This is a genomic window from Mesorhizobium sp. WSM4308, from assembly GCF_002294905.1.
Classification (GTDB): domain Bacteria; phylum Pseudomonadota; class Alphaproteobacteria; order Rhizobiales; family Rhizobiaceae; genus Mesorhizobium.
Genome location: NZ_NSFW01000016.1, coordinates 74,685 through 89,218, shown reverse-complemented (window position 1 = coordinate 89,218; position 14,534 = coordinate 74,685). Strand labels below are relative to the sequence as shown.

Below are 14,534 nucleotides of genomic sequence, written 5' to 3'. Positions count from 1 at the left end.
GGCGATTCAGGAGGTTCACGGCATGGCGAAGAAGGCTTTGATTGCCTGGGGTGGTTGGGAAGGCCACACGCCCGAACGCAGCGCCAACGTCATCCGCGCACTGCTTCAGCGCAACGGGTTCGATGTCACGCTGGGCCAGGGCACGGCGATGTTCGCCGATCCGGAACTGTCTTCCTTCGATCTCATCGTGCCTGCCATCACCATGTCGACGATCGAAAAGGCCGAGCTGCAGAATCTGACCGCCGCGGTTCGCGGGGGAACAGGCCTCGGCGGCTTCCACGGCACGATGGGCGACAGCTTCCGCAACGAGCCCGACTACCAGTTCATGACCGGCGGCCAATGGGTCGCGCACCCCGGCAACATCATCGATTATCAGGTGGTGATCACACAGCCCGACGACCCGATCACCAGAGGCGTCGGTGATTTCGCCTACCGGTCGGAGCAGTATTACTTGCATGTCGACCCCAGCAACGAGGTGCTGGCGACGACCACTTTCAGCGACGCGCATTTTCCGGGCATCGATGGTGTCGTCATGCCGGTGGTCTGGAAGCGAAGGTATGGCGCGGGAAAGGTTTTCTACAGTTCACTTGGGCACACCGCGGACGAGTTCGCGGTGCCGGAAATGGCGCTCATTGTCGAGCGTGGTTTGCTTTGGGCGGCGCGGGGGTAGCGGCACGCGAAATCCCGTGAAAATCTGGGCCGAATTCGCTGGGACATCTACGGAGATATCCAATGAGTGATTTCAACTGGTCCACATCCGAGAAGAAGCTCGCGCGCCATGCCTTCGATACGGCTCTTGAGACGGCCCTCGCAAAGACGATGGCCGAATTCAAAAGCAAGGCCGGTGCGGTGACGCAGCCCTCCGAGATGTGGGAGCTGGAAGACTATTTGCGCGAACGGCGGCGGGACATCGATCGGACGTTCGATTACCGCTATTCCCAGCTTCTCTACGTGTTTGCGCAGCTCATTCGCGCAGGTTATCTCGATGAAAAGCTGCTTGTCGGCTTGTCGCAGGACAAACGAGACGTCATTCAGCGGGACTTGGCCTTTGTGGCGAGTCGCTCGGCCAGCTTTCCGTGACGGCCGGTCAAGACCAACCATGGCTTGGAAAAAATGGGATTTGCAAGAAGACTTCGAACCATGCTCGGTCTTCGACGAGCGCCAAAGCCGGAAAACATACCGCAGCACGCATCGATCGGGCGAAGAACGCTCTTCTACACAAAGCCCAGCAATATTTATGGCTGTGACGAGACCTCACCGCTTGAAATAGGAGCGTTCTGCTCCATTGCGGAGGAGACGCTATTCCTTTGTCGTGCCAATCATCCGACGCACTTTGTCTCGACTTTTCCATTCGAAGTTCACATGACAAATTCGATCGCGGCATATGATGATCTGGTGGTCAACGGGCCGACAAAAATCGGCAACGACGTATGGATTGGTCGACGCGCAATCATCCTGCCGGGAATAACCATTGGAGACGGTGCCGTTGTCGGAGCCGGCTCGGTCGTCACCAAGGACGTGGCGCCCTACGCGGTCGTGGCGGGAAATCCTGCCAGGTTCATCCGGAACAGGTTTACCGATGACCAGATCGCGAGTTTGCTCGCTATACGCTGGTGGGAATGGAGCGACGAGAGGATCAAGGCCGACCTGCCGACCTTCTATGGATCCATTGATGCCTTCATCGCCGCCAACCGCGCATCATAGCCCAACGGCGTCAATCCAGAATCCATGGAACTGCTTTCCGCTTGTGCCGAACGGCACATCATGCCCTCACTCAATTCCTCCCGTGATCACATAGGCGCCGGCGGTGCGTCCATCCTCCAACCGCACCACCACTGTCACGATCGAGCCATAGGAGCCGCGCCAGACGCTGTGGAGGCGCTGATGCTCGGCGGCCGGCACGAGTGCACGCCCGCTGAAGCGCGCCCCGGCCCGCTGCATCGCGACCGGCTCTCCGTTGACATGGACTTTGACGTCGGCGTCTTTGGCTTCGGTTGGCTCAACAGGCAGGTCGAGCGTAACTGTGATATCGTCCTGATCTCCGGACCTGCGCGTCTCAGCAGCGAGCGCGATGGCAAGTCGCGGCGCCGCGCTGCCACCGGCCTTGGCGCTCCGTCCTGAAAACACATCGTCGGTCAGCTCGGGCGTGCGTGGCGGGCTTGTGCGGCGCTGGGTGGCGCGCTCGAAATCGCCGGCCATGCGCAGCAGATTTTCATCGTCATAGGCCTTGCCGGCGAAGGTCAGGCCGACCGGCATGCCGATGTCGGCCATCGTGCCCATCGGCACGGTGACGGTCGGGATGCCGAAATGGCGCCAGACAAGATTGCCGTTGGCGACCCAGGTGCCGTTGCGCCAGGCAAGGTCCGCCGACGCCTCGTTAATGTCGGCGTTGGCCGGGCCGACATCGGCGGCGGCTGGCAGCACCACGGCGTCGATGCCTTGCGCGTCGAGCCAGTCCTCGAAATCGATCCGCCGTGTCGCTTCCAGCCCTTTCAGGCCGTCTTCAAGCGTTGGGATGTCCCTGAAGGGCGTGACGCCGGATTTGGCGCGTTCGACATAGTCCGCCAGGTCGAAGCCGTCCTCATAGCGGTCGGGCAGCGTGCCGGGCGGCTGCGGGAAGATCTTCGGGCCATCGACCGAAGCGAGATCGTGCAGGGCCGGGTCGGCGTTGGCGCGCAGGAAATCGTCCCAGCCCCAGATGCAGAGATCCCAGATTTCGCGGTCGGCGAAATCCGGCGGCACCAGCCCGCGCTCGACCATGGTGCGGGCGCCGGGACGGTCGCGCTCGTAGTTGGAGACGACGGGGAAATCGACTTCGACCACTTCGGCGCCAAGCCGTTCGAGGTCGGCCGCCGCCTGTCCCCACAGGGCGAGCACCGAGGCACGGGTTTCGATCGGTTTATCGGCCTCGCTGTCGCGGCCGATATACATTTTCGGCACGCCGAGCCGCTTGCCTTTCAGTGAGCCTGCAAGCACCAGATCGGCATAGCGCTGCGGCCGCACTTGAGAGCTTTTCGGCAGCGCGACCCAAGGCTGCGCACGCCAGAAATCGCCGCGCGTCTGCGGGTCGTCGGCGACGGTCACGTCGAGCAGTTCGAGCATGTCAGGCATGGTCCGCGTGTGCGGCACCACGACATCCATGGTCGGTACCAATGGCCAGTTGCCGCGCACGGAAATGACGCCGCGCGACGGCGTGTAGGCGACCAGCGCATTGTTGGTGGCCGGCGCCCGGCCGGACGACCAGGTCTCCTCGCCGAGCCCGAAGGCGCAGAAGCTGGCGGCCGTTGCGGTGCCGGACCCGTTGGACGACCCCGAGGCGAAGGCGGCGGTCAGGTAATCGGCATTGTAGGGGCTTTCGGCGCGGCCATAGACGCCGCGCTGCATGCCGCCATTGGCCATCGGTGGCATGTTGGTGAGGCCGATCAGCACCGCGCCGCCGGCGCGCAGCCGGGCGATGGTGAAGGCGTCCTCATTGGCGACCAGGTGCTCGAAGGCCGGCGAGCCGGCGGCGACCGTCAGGCCTTTGACCTTGTAGCTGTCCTTGGCGGTGTAGGGGATGCCGTCGAGCGGCCCGAGCAAGGTATTGTTGCGCCGCCGCTGGTCGGAAGCCGCTGCTTCTTCGAACATGGACGGATTGAGCACGGGGACGGCGTTGAGGCTGACGCCATGCCGGTCGAAATGCGCGATCCGCCTGAGATACGCCGCGACCAGCTCGACGCTGGTGACCGTGCCGTCATCGAGGGCGCGGCGCAGTTGATGGATCGTCGCTTCGACGAGATGAAGGCTGGCATCGGTCATCACGGGTCCCAGGCTGTTATCTGTATGCCATGGATGAGCGAGCCCGCCGGCTTCGGCAAGGGCCAGCAGTCAATCTTTGTCGGAACGTGGTTTTTCCTGCCTTGCCGACAGTGCTCAGGCGTCTCCGCCGCTCTCCTTCATGCGCTCGATGATCGCGGCCATCAGCGCCAGGTCGCGGCGGGAATCGGCGAGGTCGGTCAGCGGCTTGGTGCCCTCGATGATATGCCGATGGAAAATCTCCAACTCGTTGGAGAAAGCATCGCCGTAAAGCGGCCCGAAGCTTTTCGTCACCGGGCCGAATGGGCCGGCTTCGGTGACCTCCAGCCGGGTCGGCAGGCTGCGGATGTAAGGCGTGTCGTAGATGATACGCACGCGCCTGGTGTTGGAGCGCACTTCGATCATGGCGTCGAACAGGCCGAGATCGTCGACCACCGCGTCATAGAGGCAAGCGAAATGGCCGTAGTCGAAGGTGACCGACGTGTTGGCGCCGCCATTGGTGCGGTGCGCGGCAACCACGCCCTTGGGCTCGCCAATGAGCCCGCGCATCGCCGAGATGTGGTGCGAGGACAGCGCCGTCAGCCCGCGATAGGCGCGCACCAGGTCGGCCGGCGCGTCGGTGCCGACAACCTCGCGGATCAGCGCGTCCCGCTCCCTGGCGCCGCGCGCCAGCAGGGCAGGGTCGATGTCGTCGGGGTAGAGGATGTTCTGGCTGTTCTTCAGGAAATGCCGGCCCTCCGAAATCAGGTCGAAGATGCGGACATGGGTGATGTCGGCATGATCAGGCAATTCGTCTCTCGCCTGGAGATAGGCCGGCGCATAGCGGCGCATGTAGCCGACGAACAGGGTCTTCCCGTAGGCCGGCATCAGCGCCAGCAGCTCGTCGATCTCGCGCACCGTGAGACAAGCGGGCTTCTCGAGCAGGATGTGCTTGTCGGCTTGCATGGCGGCGCGCACGAAGCGGCTGTGGGTGTCGTCCGACGACAGCACGAAGACGACGTCGATGTCGGGTGAATTGATCAGCGCCTCGGCCGTGTCGAAGGCTCTCGCGGCATATTCGGATGTGATGAGCGCCACCAGGCTTGGCGAGACGTCGTAGACGCCCGCGATTATCCAGCGGTCGCGCTGGTCAGCCAGAACGGGCAGATGGATCGACTGCGCGACCTCTCCAAGACCCACAAGCCCGACACGAAGTGGCGCCACTCTCAAACTCCCTTGATTTCATTTGCGGCCGAGGCGGCCAACGATCGATTTCACGGTTGGGCGATCACACCGCGCCGGTGACCAGCGCGACCAATTCATTGCCTGACGTCTCGGAGGCACGCACCGTCGCTGCCATCTTTCCCGCCCGCATCACCCAGATCTGGTCGGACAGGCGCCGCACCTGATCGAAATTGTGGCTGACCAGGATGACCGAGACCGACTGTTCACGCAGGCGGCGGATCAACGCCTCGACATTGGCGGTCTCCTGCACGCCAAGCGCTGCCGTCGGTTCGTCCATCACCACCAGCTTGGCGCCGGAGCCGACGGCGCGGCAGATCGAGATCGCCTGCCGCTGGCCGCCAGACAGGCGGCGCACACGCTGGTTGATCGACGGCACGTTGATCGACAGGCGCGACAGCATCGAGCGCGCCTCGCGTTTCATCGCCTTGCGGTCGAGGAAAGCGAAGGGGCCGATGCGGCGCACGAGCTCGCGGTTGAGGAACAGGTTCTGTGCCACCGTCAGTTCGTCGATCAGCGCCAGGTTCTGGTGCACGGTCTCGATGCCGGCCTTGCGTGCCCCGTCCGGGTTGGAGAAGGGATGTTCGCGGCCATCGAAGACGATCGAGCCGGCATCCGGCACATGCACCCCGACCAGGCAGCGGATCAGCGTCGATTTGCCGGCGCCATTGTCGCCGATGACGGCGGTGACTTCGCCGCGGCGCGCCTGGAAGGCGACATCGGTGAAGGCGCGCACGCCGCCGAAATGCTTGCTCAGGCCATTGCAGGCGATGATCGCGTCCGAGGCGGAGGAGGGGCTGACGGCGCTCATTTCTGGTACCGCATGATCAGCGCTGCCAGGACCACGATGGCGCCCACGGCAAGCGGTTGGTAGAAGGCCGAGACGTTGAGCAGCGTCAGCCCGTTGACCAGCGCGGTGAGCATCAGCGCGCCGATGGCCGGGCCCAATATGCTGGCGCGGCCGCCGAACAGGCTGACGCCGCCCAGAACCACCGCTGCCACCGAATTCAGGAGCAGGCTGGTGTTGATCTGCGGCTCGGCCGAGCCGATGCGGGCAACCAGAAGAATGGCTGCGATGCCGGCGCAGAAGCCGGAGATGGTGTAGGCGGCGATCTTGACACGGTTGGTGCGGATGCCGAGCGCGCCGGCGCTTTCGACCTGGCCGCCGGTCGCCAAGAGATGGACGCCGAAGCGCGTGTGGTAGAGCGTGATATGCGCCACAATGACGGCCGCGATCGCTACCCAGACCGGATAGCCGAACGGTCCGAACGAGCCCGAAGCGAGTTTCAGCAGGAAGGTCGAGCCGACCATGGTCGGTTCGCCGCCCGACAGGATCAGGCCAAGCCCGGTGATGCCCGACAGCGTGCCGAGCGTCACCACGAAATCGGGGATCTTGCCTGCGGTGATGATGAGGCCGTTGAGGAAGCCGATGGCGCTGGTGGCGAGCACCGCGAGCACGCAGGCGATGAAGATGCCGTAGCCGGCCGCGTTGAGGAGACCGAGGATGATGGCGCCAAGCATGACGGCCGCCGCCAGCGACAGGTCGATGCCTGACGTCGTGACGACGAAGGTCTGGCCGATCGACAACACGACCAGGATAGCCGCCGCCAGCAGCAGCGCCTGCAGATTGGCGACGCTGAGAAAGACCGGCTGGGCGATGCCGAAGACGATGACGAGACCGACCAGGCCGACGACGGATGCCCAGTCGGCCCAGAAGGAAGGATCCAGGAGGAGAGCCGACAGGGAGGGGCGGCTCTCCTCCGCCGCGCCCGCCGAATGGGCGACGGGCGCGTTGTCCGTGGGATTGCTCACTTCAGCATCTCGCGGAAGGGATCGGGATAATCGCCGCCGGGACGCGGAAAGTTCTTCAGCGAGGCGTCGGCATTGTCCTTGTTGATCAGGAGCACGGGTGCGGGCACGTTGGCGGGCAGTTCCTTGCCCTTGGCGGCCAACGCACAGGCTTCGACACCCATGGCGCCGACGACATAGGGATATTGGGCGACGGTGGCCGTGAGTTCGCCTGCCGCGATCGATTTCAGCGCGTCGACGATGCCGTCGAGGCCGATCACCTTGACGTCCTTGCCCGAGGTCTGCACGGCGCGTTCGACGCCGAGCGCCATGATGTCGTTGGCGGCGAAGAAGCCGGCGAGATCGGGGTGCGCCGCGAGGATGTCGGTGGCGGCGGTCAACGCCTTCTCACGATCCCAGTCGGCGCTCACCATCACCGCCACCTCGAGCTTGCCTTCGACGGCCTGCTTGAAGCCTTTGATGCGGGCATTGGAGCCGACATCGCCGACGATGCCGGCGATCAGCGCCACCTTGGAGCCCTTCGGCACCAGCTTCAGCATTTCCTCGCCGGCCAGCGCGCCGGCGGCGACATTGTCGGTGCCGATATAGGTCGAGACGGCAAAGCCGGCCGCCTTGGCCTGTTCGGGGTCGATGGTCGAATCGATGTTGACGATCGGCTTCTTCTTCTGGGCGACCGGCACCAGCGCCTGGACGAGGTTGGAGACGCTGATCGGGTTGACCAGGTAGCAATCGAAGTCCTGCATGGCCATGGCGGTCAGACGGTCGGCCTGGCCGGTGGCGTCGCCCATATTGGCGGCGGCCTGGACGCTGACATTGACGCCACTGGCTTTGCCTTGCTCCTCGATGCCCTTCTGCATGGTCTGGAAGAAGGGGTTGTCGAGGCCCTTGACGATGGCCGCGACCTTGGCCGCGTCCTCGGCGTGGGCCGAGACAATGGTTGCCAGCAGGCCCGCGCCAAGCGTCAGGCCGTTGAAGATGCGCATTTTTTTCCTCCGCTTCTTGATTGTTGGATGTGTCTTGTCGGCAAGCCCACGAACGTCCGTGGCCGGTGCTGCGAGAGCCATGCTTGCATCGGCAACGCCGCGCGGCCCGCGGCCCGGCGAACGCCAAACGTCTCGCGGACGACGGACCCGGTCGGGACCTTTTCCATGCCAGGCATTTCTCCTCCCAGAGCGCTGACCTAGCCCCATCAGCATTTGCGCATGTTTGATAAAAAATTGACACGCGTCAAGATTTAAAATGGTGCGAAGCGGTTTTGGCTCGTTGGGCCGCTTTCGACAGATTTCCGGAATTGCCGGCTCGGCAGGGGCGGGGCTCTCACCAGGCTCTGTCGGCACCGCCGCCGGCCCGTTTGCCGCCAAGCGGCAATCCATGGGTGCTGCCGTCGCTGTCGCCGCCGAGCAACTGTCAGAAAAATACTGGAGATCAGACATACCAAAACGGCTTGCAAGCGTAAGCTAAAGCTCGCAGAAGTTGTGGAAAAGCATGCCGTTTGAGAAGGCTTTTACCGTCATCCAGCATGAAAGGGGGGAATCATGCCTGACCACAATGCCATGATCCGCACAGCCATCGGACGGCTGCTTTCCGAGAAGACCGGAGTCGCGGTCATTTCGATGAGAGAGAGTATCACCGAGTTGCTGGCATTGACCGGCGCGGCGCACACCATCGAAACCTTGCAGGACATGCTGCTGGAAATGGCCGAGGTGCGCGGCATGACGGTCGTGCTCGACGTTTAGAGCAGTTCACCGTTTCCCGGAAACTGCGAACTGCTCCAACCTTGTTTTGATGCAATTCCCCGGGAAAGCGCTACGCGCTTTCCCGGGCGGCAGCAGGTAGCCGTTCAGCCGCGACCGGGCCAACGCGTTCTGCCTTGCCCGCTGGTGCAAGCGTGCCATCACCGTAGATCATGCGGCCGGCGCGGAAGGTGGCGCGGACGCGTGGCACGGGATGGCGGTCGGCCACCACGAAATCGGCCAGAAGGCCGGGCTCGATGGCGCCGCGATCGGTGAGCCCCAGGGCGTTGGCCGGGTTGGCGCTTGTCAGCGCCGCCGCCGCCGCGAGGCCATTGCCTCGCAGCTCCGCCAGGCCGAGCACGGCCGGCAGGATGGACGCCGGATGGTAGTCGCTGGCCAGCATGTCGAGCAAGCCGGCCTCATAGGCCTGCCGGGCGGAAAGATTGCCGGAATAGGACTCGCCGCGCAGCGCGTTGGGCGCCCCCATGGCGGTATGCATGCCGAGCCTGCGGGCCTCCTGCGCCGCTTCCAGGGTCACCGGGAATTCGCTGAGCGCGGCGCCCAGGCCATGCACCAGTTCGACCTTTTCCAGCGTGTCGTCGTCATGCGAGGCGAGCACGATGCCGGCGGCCCGGGCTCGCGCCGACAGGTCCTGCAGGGCGTTCAGCACATCGCCTTGCCCTTCGCGGCCCGCCATGCGCTTGCCGACGACCTCGGAGGCCGCGGCAACCGACATGCCGCGCTCCTTGGCGATGCGGGCAATGTAGAGCTCGACGTCGCGGTATTGACCCTGTCCGGGCGTGTGGTCCATCAGCGAGATCAGGTGCAGCCTGCCGGCGTCCATCAGCTTCCGCAGCGTGGGAAGCGCCGGGGTGAAGGTCACTTCGAAGCGGGCATGGATGCGGTGGTCGACCAACAGATGGTCCTTCAACCCGGCAATGGTGCCGATGATTTCTGTCGTATGGTCTTCCGAGCGCAGCACGCCGCTGGTGACGCTGGCGCCGATGAAGGAGAGCGCGGCATAGGCGGTGGTGATGCCGCAGGAGGCGAGCTTCTTGTCGAGCTCGGCAATGCCGATCCGCATCGGCACATGCACGCCGATGCGCGGCTCGACTTCCCTCTCCACCATGTCGCCATGCATGTCGATGAAGCCGGGCAGCAGCAGGCGGCCGCCGCCCTCGATGTCGGCGTGCCCGACAGGCTTCTCGCGAATCTCGGCGATCCGGCCGTTCTCGATCCTGACGGCGCCGTTGGGGATGACGCGGTCGCGCAGGACAATTTCGAATTCACTCAGCCACATGTCATGTCTCTTGCAAGGCAGCGATTTCAAGGTGGATTGCGCGGGCGACAAGGTCGGCGACATCGTTGGGATGATGAAGACGCCGATCATGGCGACGATGCGCCGGCTTGCCGACGCCTCGATCACGATCTCTCCAGGACATGTTTTCTAGTTCACTCGAATGCCGGTTTCCATTTGATTTTTATGACATTTTCATGAAAGCCGGCCTTGCCGGAGCCACTAATTCAGCCGGTACGTGATCGTTCCGACAGCCATTCGGCGGTTTGCCGGCTGGCCTGTTCGGCGGAAAGCTCAAGGGTCAGCCCTTGCAGCAGGCCGTGCAGGAAGATCCCCGCAAAGCAGTCGCCGGCGCCGATCGTGTCGGGCACGGAGACCTGCTTCAGCGGCGTGACGTGATTGAGCGCCTCGCCGTCATAGAGCGAGATCGGCAGCATTCCATCGGTCAGCACCAGCGTCCTCAGGCGAGGCCCGGCAATCCTTGATGCCCGCTCCCAGATCGCGTGCGTGTTCTCGCCGGGAAAGTCGGCGCGCGATCCGATGACGATGTCGGCCGGGCGGTGCGAGGTGCTGCGCAGCGGAAACTGCGAGACCACCAGCGGGATCGTCCGCAGCGAGGCGACAAGACCGTCGTCGAGCACCAGGGCGTTGAGATAGGCGGCGTCGCCACTGACAGGCTCCGGTGCGGCGAAGAGAGGGCGCAGCTGGCCGCTGGTGTTCAAAATGGTGCGCTCGCCGTTCGGCTCGAGCAGGATTTCGGTGAACCGGGTTTCGCCGGCCCACATGGTGACGTAGCCGGTGTCGATGCCGCTCGCCCGCAATTCGGCGAGTGCTGCCCGGCCATGGCCGTCGTCCATCAGATTGCTGATCAGCCGGACATCATTGCCGAGCTTCGCCAGCCGGGTGCCGGTGTGGAAGCCGCCGCCGCCAAGCCTGACAACACGATCGGAATAGGTGAGGCGCGCGCCCGAGGCGAGGGGCGAAGACAGCGACCAGACCTGGTCGTGATTGACGTGGCCGACAACGATGACTGTGCCCATGATCCCCTGCGTTCGGTCTTCGGTCGCCAGGCCTGGCGCCAGTGCATCGGCGATGAGGCCGCACGGGCATGCTCTTGGCGCACTATGACCGGGGTCGGCGTCACCGTCGACAAGCGCGTCTTCGTCAAGCGTTCCGGCGTCGGCACGGACGGAGACACCGTCCACGCCATGGCCTTGCGCCTGCCCGACGAACCGCTCAGGGCTTCCCAGAACCGCGATGAGGCGGAAAGCGGCCAGGAGGCGAAGGTCGCCTCTCAGCCAAACACAGCCAACAATTCACGCAGGCATTCCCGGATGCCCGCGCCGCCTGCTTACCCGCGCTTCTCAATCACGGCGTAAAGCACGTTGCGGTTCTCGCCGAAGAACACCTTGGCCTCTACCGCGTTGCGGTCGACGCTGGCGTTGACGATGTTCCACATGTCGACCTCCGAGCGCAGCAGCAGCACCCAGTCCATGAAGGTTTCGCGGTAGCCGGCGTCAGGGGTGCCCTCGGCGTAGTTGGCGAACAGGAATGTGCCGTTCGGCTTCAGCATCTGCAGGCAGGTCTTGGTGAGTTTCACGGCGACATTGTGCTGGAGGTAATCGTAGAGGCCCGAGGCGTAGATGAGGTCGAACTTGCCGAGCTTGTGGCCCCGCGTCAGCACGGTCCGCACCGAGCCGTCGACGGCCTCGACCGCGGTGCCCTGGAAGTCGCGTGCGATCAGCCCCACGCTCTGCGGATCCTGGTCGAGCGCGACCCAGCGCTTGAGACGGCCCTCGGCCAGAGCGACGGAGCGATTGGCCTCGCGCAGATGGCCGGCGGCGATGGCCAGAACCTCGGTTTCGGGTCCGTTCTTGGCCGCCGCCTCGTCGACATAGCGGGTCAGGAGATCGCGCCGTTCGCGTGCTGCCACGCATGACGGAACGTTCTGGGTATGGCTGTAGAGCGCCTTGCCAATCTCCGACGCGTTGGCCACACTCTCGGCAACATGCGGGTCGCAATAGATGTAGTCGAGCAGCTGCGCGTCGCCGGAATAGCCCCTGGGCTTGGTGAAGGACCAGTTCGTCAGCGGATCCTCCAGAAAATACTTCAGGATCGGGTGGTTCTGGGCCACCGGTATCAAGGCCTGCCAGACGTCGGGATGCACCTTGGCCCGCAGCGCGCTGAGCAGCGACAGAAGCCGGCGTACGATCTCGGCGGGATATTTCTGCTGCTCGATCTGCTGCTGTGTGGCGTGGAGGATGAGCGCCAGTTCCGCACGTGCGGTTTCGAACTCTTCGCCGTGATGCTCGAGCTTACCCCGGGGCAGGCTGCCGGCGATAATCTCTGCGGTAATCAGGCTTTGCCCATCGAACACGGTTTGCACACCAGGACTCCTTGGTTAACAGTCAGTTAACTTATTGCGTAGAATGCTCCATTTGCCAACGGCGCTTCGGGCGCATTTTATTGTTATGATTAATTTCCCGCTAACCATCTCAGTTTATTAGCGATATTGCGGATAAGATTCTGGGTCCGAGTTAACGCAAACTTGTCTGGCGCCATCGCATTTTACCGCGTGGCGATCGTGTCGCGTCCCAAGGAGTCGTCCTGCGTGGGGGCAGAAGCTGGAAGAGAGTTCGGAGCGCAAAATCCCCCAACCCGGGGATTTGTGAGCGAACGCGCGTCGTCCAGATCGGCCGATACGGTGGATGTGGAACCGTATGATCCGCGCCAGGAACTGGGGGTGGCGGAACTGCGCATCCTTTACCGCGCCGAAGCCCTGGCGAAGCGAAGGAAAGATGCCAGGCCTGGGCTCTGGATCGCCGTCGTCATCTATGTGCTGTTTTCGGTGTCGGACCTGCTGCTGATACCCGACGTGGCGGCCTACACGATCACGGCGCGCTTCGCGGTCGGATTGACCGCTCTGCTGACCCTGGAAACACAGCTTCGCCGGGGCGTGGCGACGGAGTGGCTCGACGTGACCTGCGCCGCGGCGATCATCTTCGGCTATGTCGGCTGGTTGTTCCCGGCATCCCTGGGCGCCAACAAGGAAACCGTCGCCTACTACATGGTGTTCGGCACCATTTTCATGATGAGTGCCAATCTATTTTTCACGTTCAGCTTCAAGGTGTCGATCATAACGTCGACGATCATATTGTGCATCCTGTACGTGGTGAACTATTTCCTGCCCGCCTCGCTGACATACAAGATGGTGTTCGGGACGTTCTACGTTTCGTGCTTCACCTTCACCTCCTATGTGAACTGGAAGCTGAATGAGGAGCGCTACAACGTCTTCCTGAACGCGCTGGAAGCCAAGATCCAGCACAAGGAGGCCACCGAACGCGGCAAGGCCCTGCTCAGACTGTCGCGGACGGATCCGCTCACCGGCCTGGAAAACCGGCGCGCGATCGACGAGAAGCTGCGCGATTACTGGAGCGACTGGCAAAAGCTTGGCAACGGCTTCGCGGCCATCCTCATCGATGTCGACTTCTTCAAGAAGTTCAATGATTGCTACGGCCACCAGGAAGGCGACCGCTGCCTGATCCATGTCGCCAACGCGCTGAGCGACCTGATCAAGAACTACAATGGCTCGATCGGGCGTTATGGCGGCGAGGAATTCATCGTGCTCGCGCGCATGGACAAGAAGGACCAGGTTGCGGAACTGGCGGAAGCCATTTGCCGCACGGTGGAGACCCTGGCGATCACCCATGAGCTCAGGCGCGACGGCATTTCGATCGTGACGGCGAGCGTTGGCGCTGCCTTCACCAGGGTGCAGGCCGGCGCCAAGCTGGAGAAGATCATCCACGAGGCGGACCGCGCGCTCTATCTGGCAAAGGCCAGCGGCCGCAATTGCGCCAGGCTGTTCGACCCGACCGATCCGCAGAGCAGCGACGAGAGCGAGAACCTCGCGGCGTTGCTGAAGATCGCGATCGGCCAGGGCCTCGTTTCACTCGTCTACCAGCCCATCCAGGATGTCGTGTCGGGCCGCGTGGAAGCGGTGGAGGCGCTGATGCGTCTCAAGATGCTGGACGGAACCCTGGTTCCGCCGAGCCTGTTCATTCCCGTGGCGGAACGCACCGGCGCGATCCTGGAACTCGGCCGCTGGGCCATACGGACGGTGTGCGCCGAGCTGCTGGCGGACGATCACGTCCCTCTCGTCAGTGTCAACGTCTCGCCGATCCAGCTCAAGACGCCTGGCTTCGCCGCGTCCGTCGCGACCATTCTGGGCGAGACGGGCGTGACCGGCAACAGGCTGGCCTTCGAGATCACCGAAGGGCTCGAGATGGAGATGCATTCGGACATCCTGCGCTGCATCAGCGACCTGAAGCTGCTCGGCATCAAGATCTGGCTCGACGATTTCGGCACCGGCTTCGCCGGTCTTTCGTGGCTGCGTCTGATCGATTTCGATACGGTGAAGATCGACCGCTCGTTCCTGCACGACTGCGGCACCCCGAAGGGCATGGCCATGCTGCAGGACATCATCGCGCTGGTGCGCAATCGCGGCCACCAGATCCTGGTCGAAGGCGTGGAAACCGACGAGCAGATCGCGCTGATGCGCGAGTTCGGCATCGACAAGATCCAGGGCTTCCGCGTCGGCCGTCCGGTTCCCGCCGCGAGTTTCCAGGCAAAGCGGGGCGTCCAGAAGCGCCCGTTCCTCAGGTCCGCCTAACCGGCGCGCG

At 63.6% G+C, this 14,534-nt stretch carries 12 protein-coding genes and 1 pseudogene; 5 read left to right on the top strand and 8 right to left on the bottom strand.

The genetic code is table 11. From position 1 onward, the window contains the following. The first annotated feature begins 22 nt into the window (after nucleotides 1-22). The 3 genes and pseudogenes from CK227_RS26775 to CK227_RS37460 all read left to right on the top strand — a co-directional run. Nucleotides 23-670 (top strand): ThuA domain-containing protein, encoded by a 648-nt coding sequence (locus CK227_RS26775; RefSeq protein WP_095774971.1) that lies wholly within the window; start codon nucleotides 23-25, stop codon nucleotides 668-670. 62 nt (nucleotides 671-732) lie between these two features. Beyond that, the gene (locus tag CK227_RS26770; RefSeq protein ID WP_095774970.1) at nucleotides 733-1,080 is read left to right on the top strand and encodes a hypothetical protein; all 348 of its coding nucleotides are present in this window, start codon (nucleotides 733-735) and stop codon (nucleotides 1,078-1,080) included. Nucleotides 1,081-1,404: 324 nt separating this feature from the next. Then, nucleotides 1,405-1,704: pseudogene (locus tag CK227_RS37460) on the top strand (CatB-related O-acetyltransferase); the annotation flags it as partial. Between the two features lie 66 nt (nucleotides 1,705-1,770). On the opposite strand, the gene CK227_RS26760 reads toward CK227_RS37460, so the two are convergent. From CK227_RS26760 to CK227_RS26740, 5 genes are all read right to left on the bottom strand, one after another. Continuing rightward, nucleotides 1,771-3,798, bottom strand: coding sequence for an amidase (locus CK227_RS26760; protein WP_095774968.1), 2,028 nt, complete (start codon nucleotides 3,796-3,798; stop codon nucleotides 1,771-1,773). Between the two features lie 114 nt (nucleotides 3,799-3,912). Next, nucleotides 3,913-4,998, bottom strand: a complete 1,086-nt coding sequence (locus CK227_RS26755; RefSeq protein WP_095774967.1) for a Gfo/Idh/MocA family oxidoreductase — start codon at nucleotides 4,996-4,998, stop codon at nucleotides 3,913-3,915. Between the two features lie 64 nt (nucleotides 4,999-5,062). Continuing rightward, on the bottom strand, nucleotides 5,063-5,827 hold the full coding sequence (locus tag CK227_RS26750) for an ATP-binding cassette domain-containing protein (protein ID WP_095774966.1): 765 nt from the start codon (nucleotides 5,825-5,827) through the stop codon (nucleotides 5,063-5,065). Next, nucleotides 5,824-6,828 carry an ABC transporter permease gene (locus CK227_RS26745; protein ID WP_095774965.1) on the bottom strand — a complete coding sequence of 335 codons (1,005 nt, stop codon included), beginning with the start codon at nucleotides 6,826-6,828 and terminating at the stop codon, nucleotides 5,824-5,826. Before CK227_RS26745 ends, CK227_RS26750 begins: the two co-directional genes overlap by 4 nt. After that, on the bottom strand, nucleotides 6,825-7,808 hold the full coding sequence (locus CK227_RS26740) for a substrate-binding domain-containing protein (RefSeq protein ID WP_095774964.1): 984 nt from the start codon (nucleotides 7,806-7,808) through the stop codon (nucleotides 6,825-6,827). The genes CK227_RS26745 and CK227_RS26740 overlap by 4 nt, the downstream gene beginning before the upstream one ends. Before the next feature lie 552 nt (nucleotides 7,809-8,360). Here CK227_RS26740 and CK227_RS26735 point away from each other — a divergent pair. Further along, nucleotides 8,361-8,561 carry a hypothetical protein gene (locus tag CK227_RS26735; RefSeq protein WP_095774963.1) on the top strand — a complete coding sequence of 67 codons (201 nt, stop codon included), beginning with the start codon at nucleotides 8,361-8,363 and terminating at the stop codon, nucleotides 8,559-8,561. 70 nt (nucleotides 8,562-8,631) lie between these two features. On the opposite strand, the gene CK227_RS26730 is transcribed toward CK227_RS26735, so the two are convergent. The 3 genes from CK227_RS26730 to CK227_RS26715 form a co-directional block, all read right to left on the bottom strand. After that, complete coding sequence (locus CK227_RS26730; RefSeq protein ID WP_095774962.1) at nucleotides 8,632-9,858, bottom strand: alpha-D-ribose 1-methylphosphonate 5-triphosphate diphosphatase; 1,227 nt, start codon at nucleotides 9,856-9,858, stop codon at nucleotides 8,632-8,634. 224 nt (nucleotides 9,859-10,082) lie between these two features. Next, nucleotides 10,083-11,060 (bottom strand): PfkB family carbohydrate kinase, encoded by a 978-nt coding sequence (locus tag CK227_RS26725; RefSeq protein ID WP_245433494.1) that lies wholly within the window; start codon nucleotides 11,058-11,060, stop codon nucleotides 10,083-10,085. 146 nt (nucleotides 11,061-11,206) lie between these two features. Then, a complete protein-coding gene (locus CK227_RS26715; RefSeq protein WP_095774959.1) occupies nucleotides 11,207-12,241 on the bottom strand; it encodes a class I SAM-dependent methyltransferase in 1,035 nt (344 codons plus the stop codon). 318 nt (nucleotides 12,242-12,559) lie between these two features. Between CK227_RS26715 and CK227_RS26710 the strand changes: the two genes are divergently transcribed. Further along, entirely contained in the window at nucleotides 12,560-14,524 is a 1,965-nt protein-coding gene (locus CK227_RS26710) for an EAL domain-containing protein (RefSeq protein ID WP_245318281.1), read from the top strand. Nucleotides 14,525-14,534: the final 10 nt, after the last annotated feature.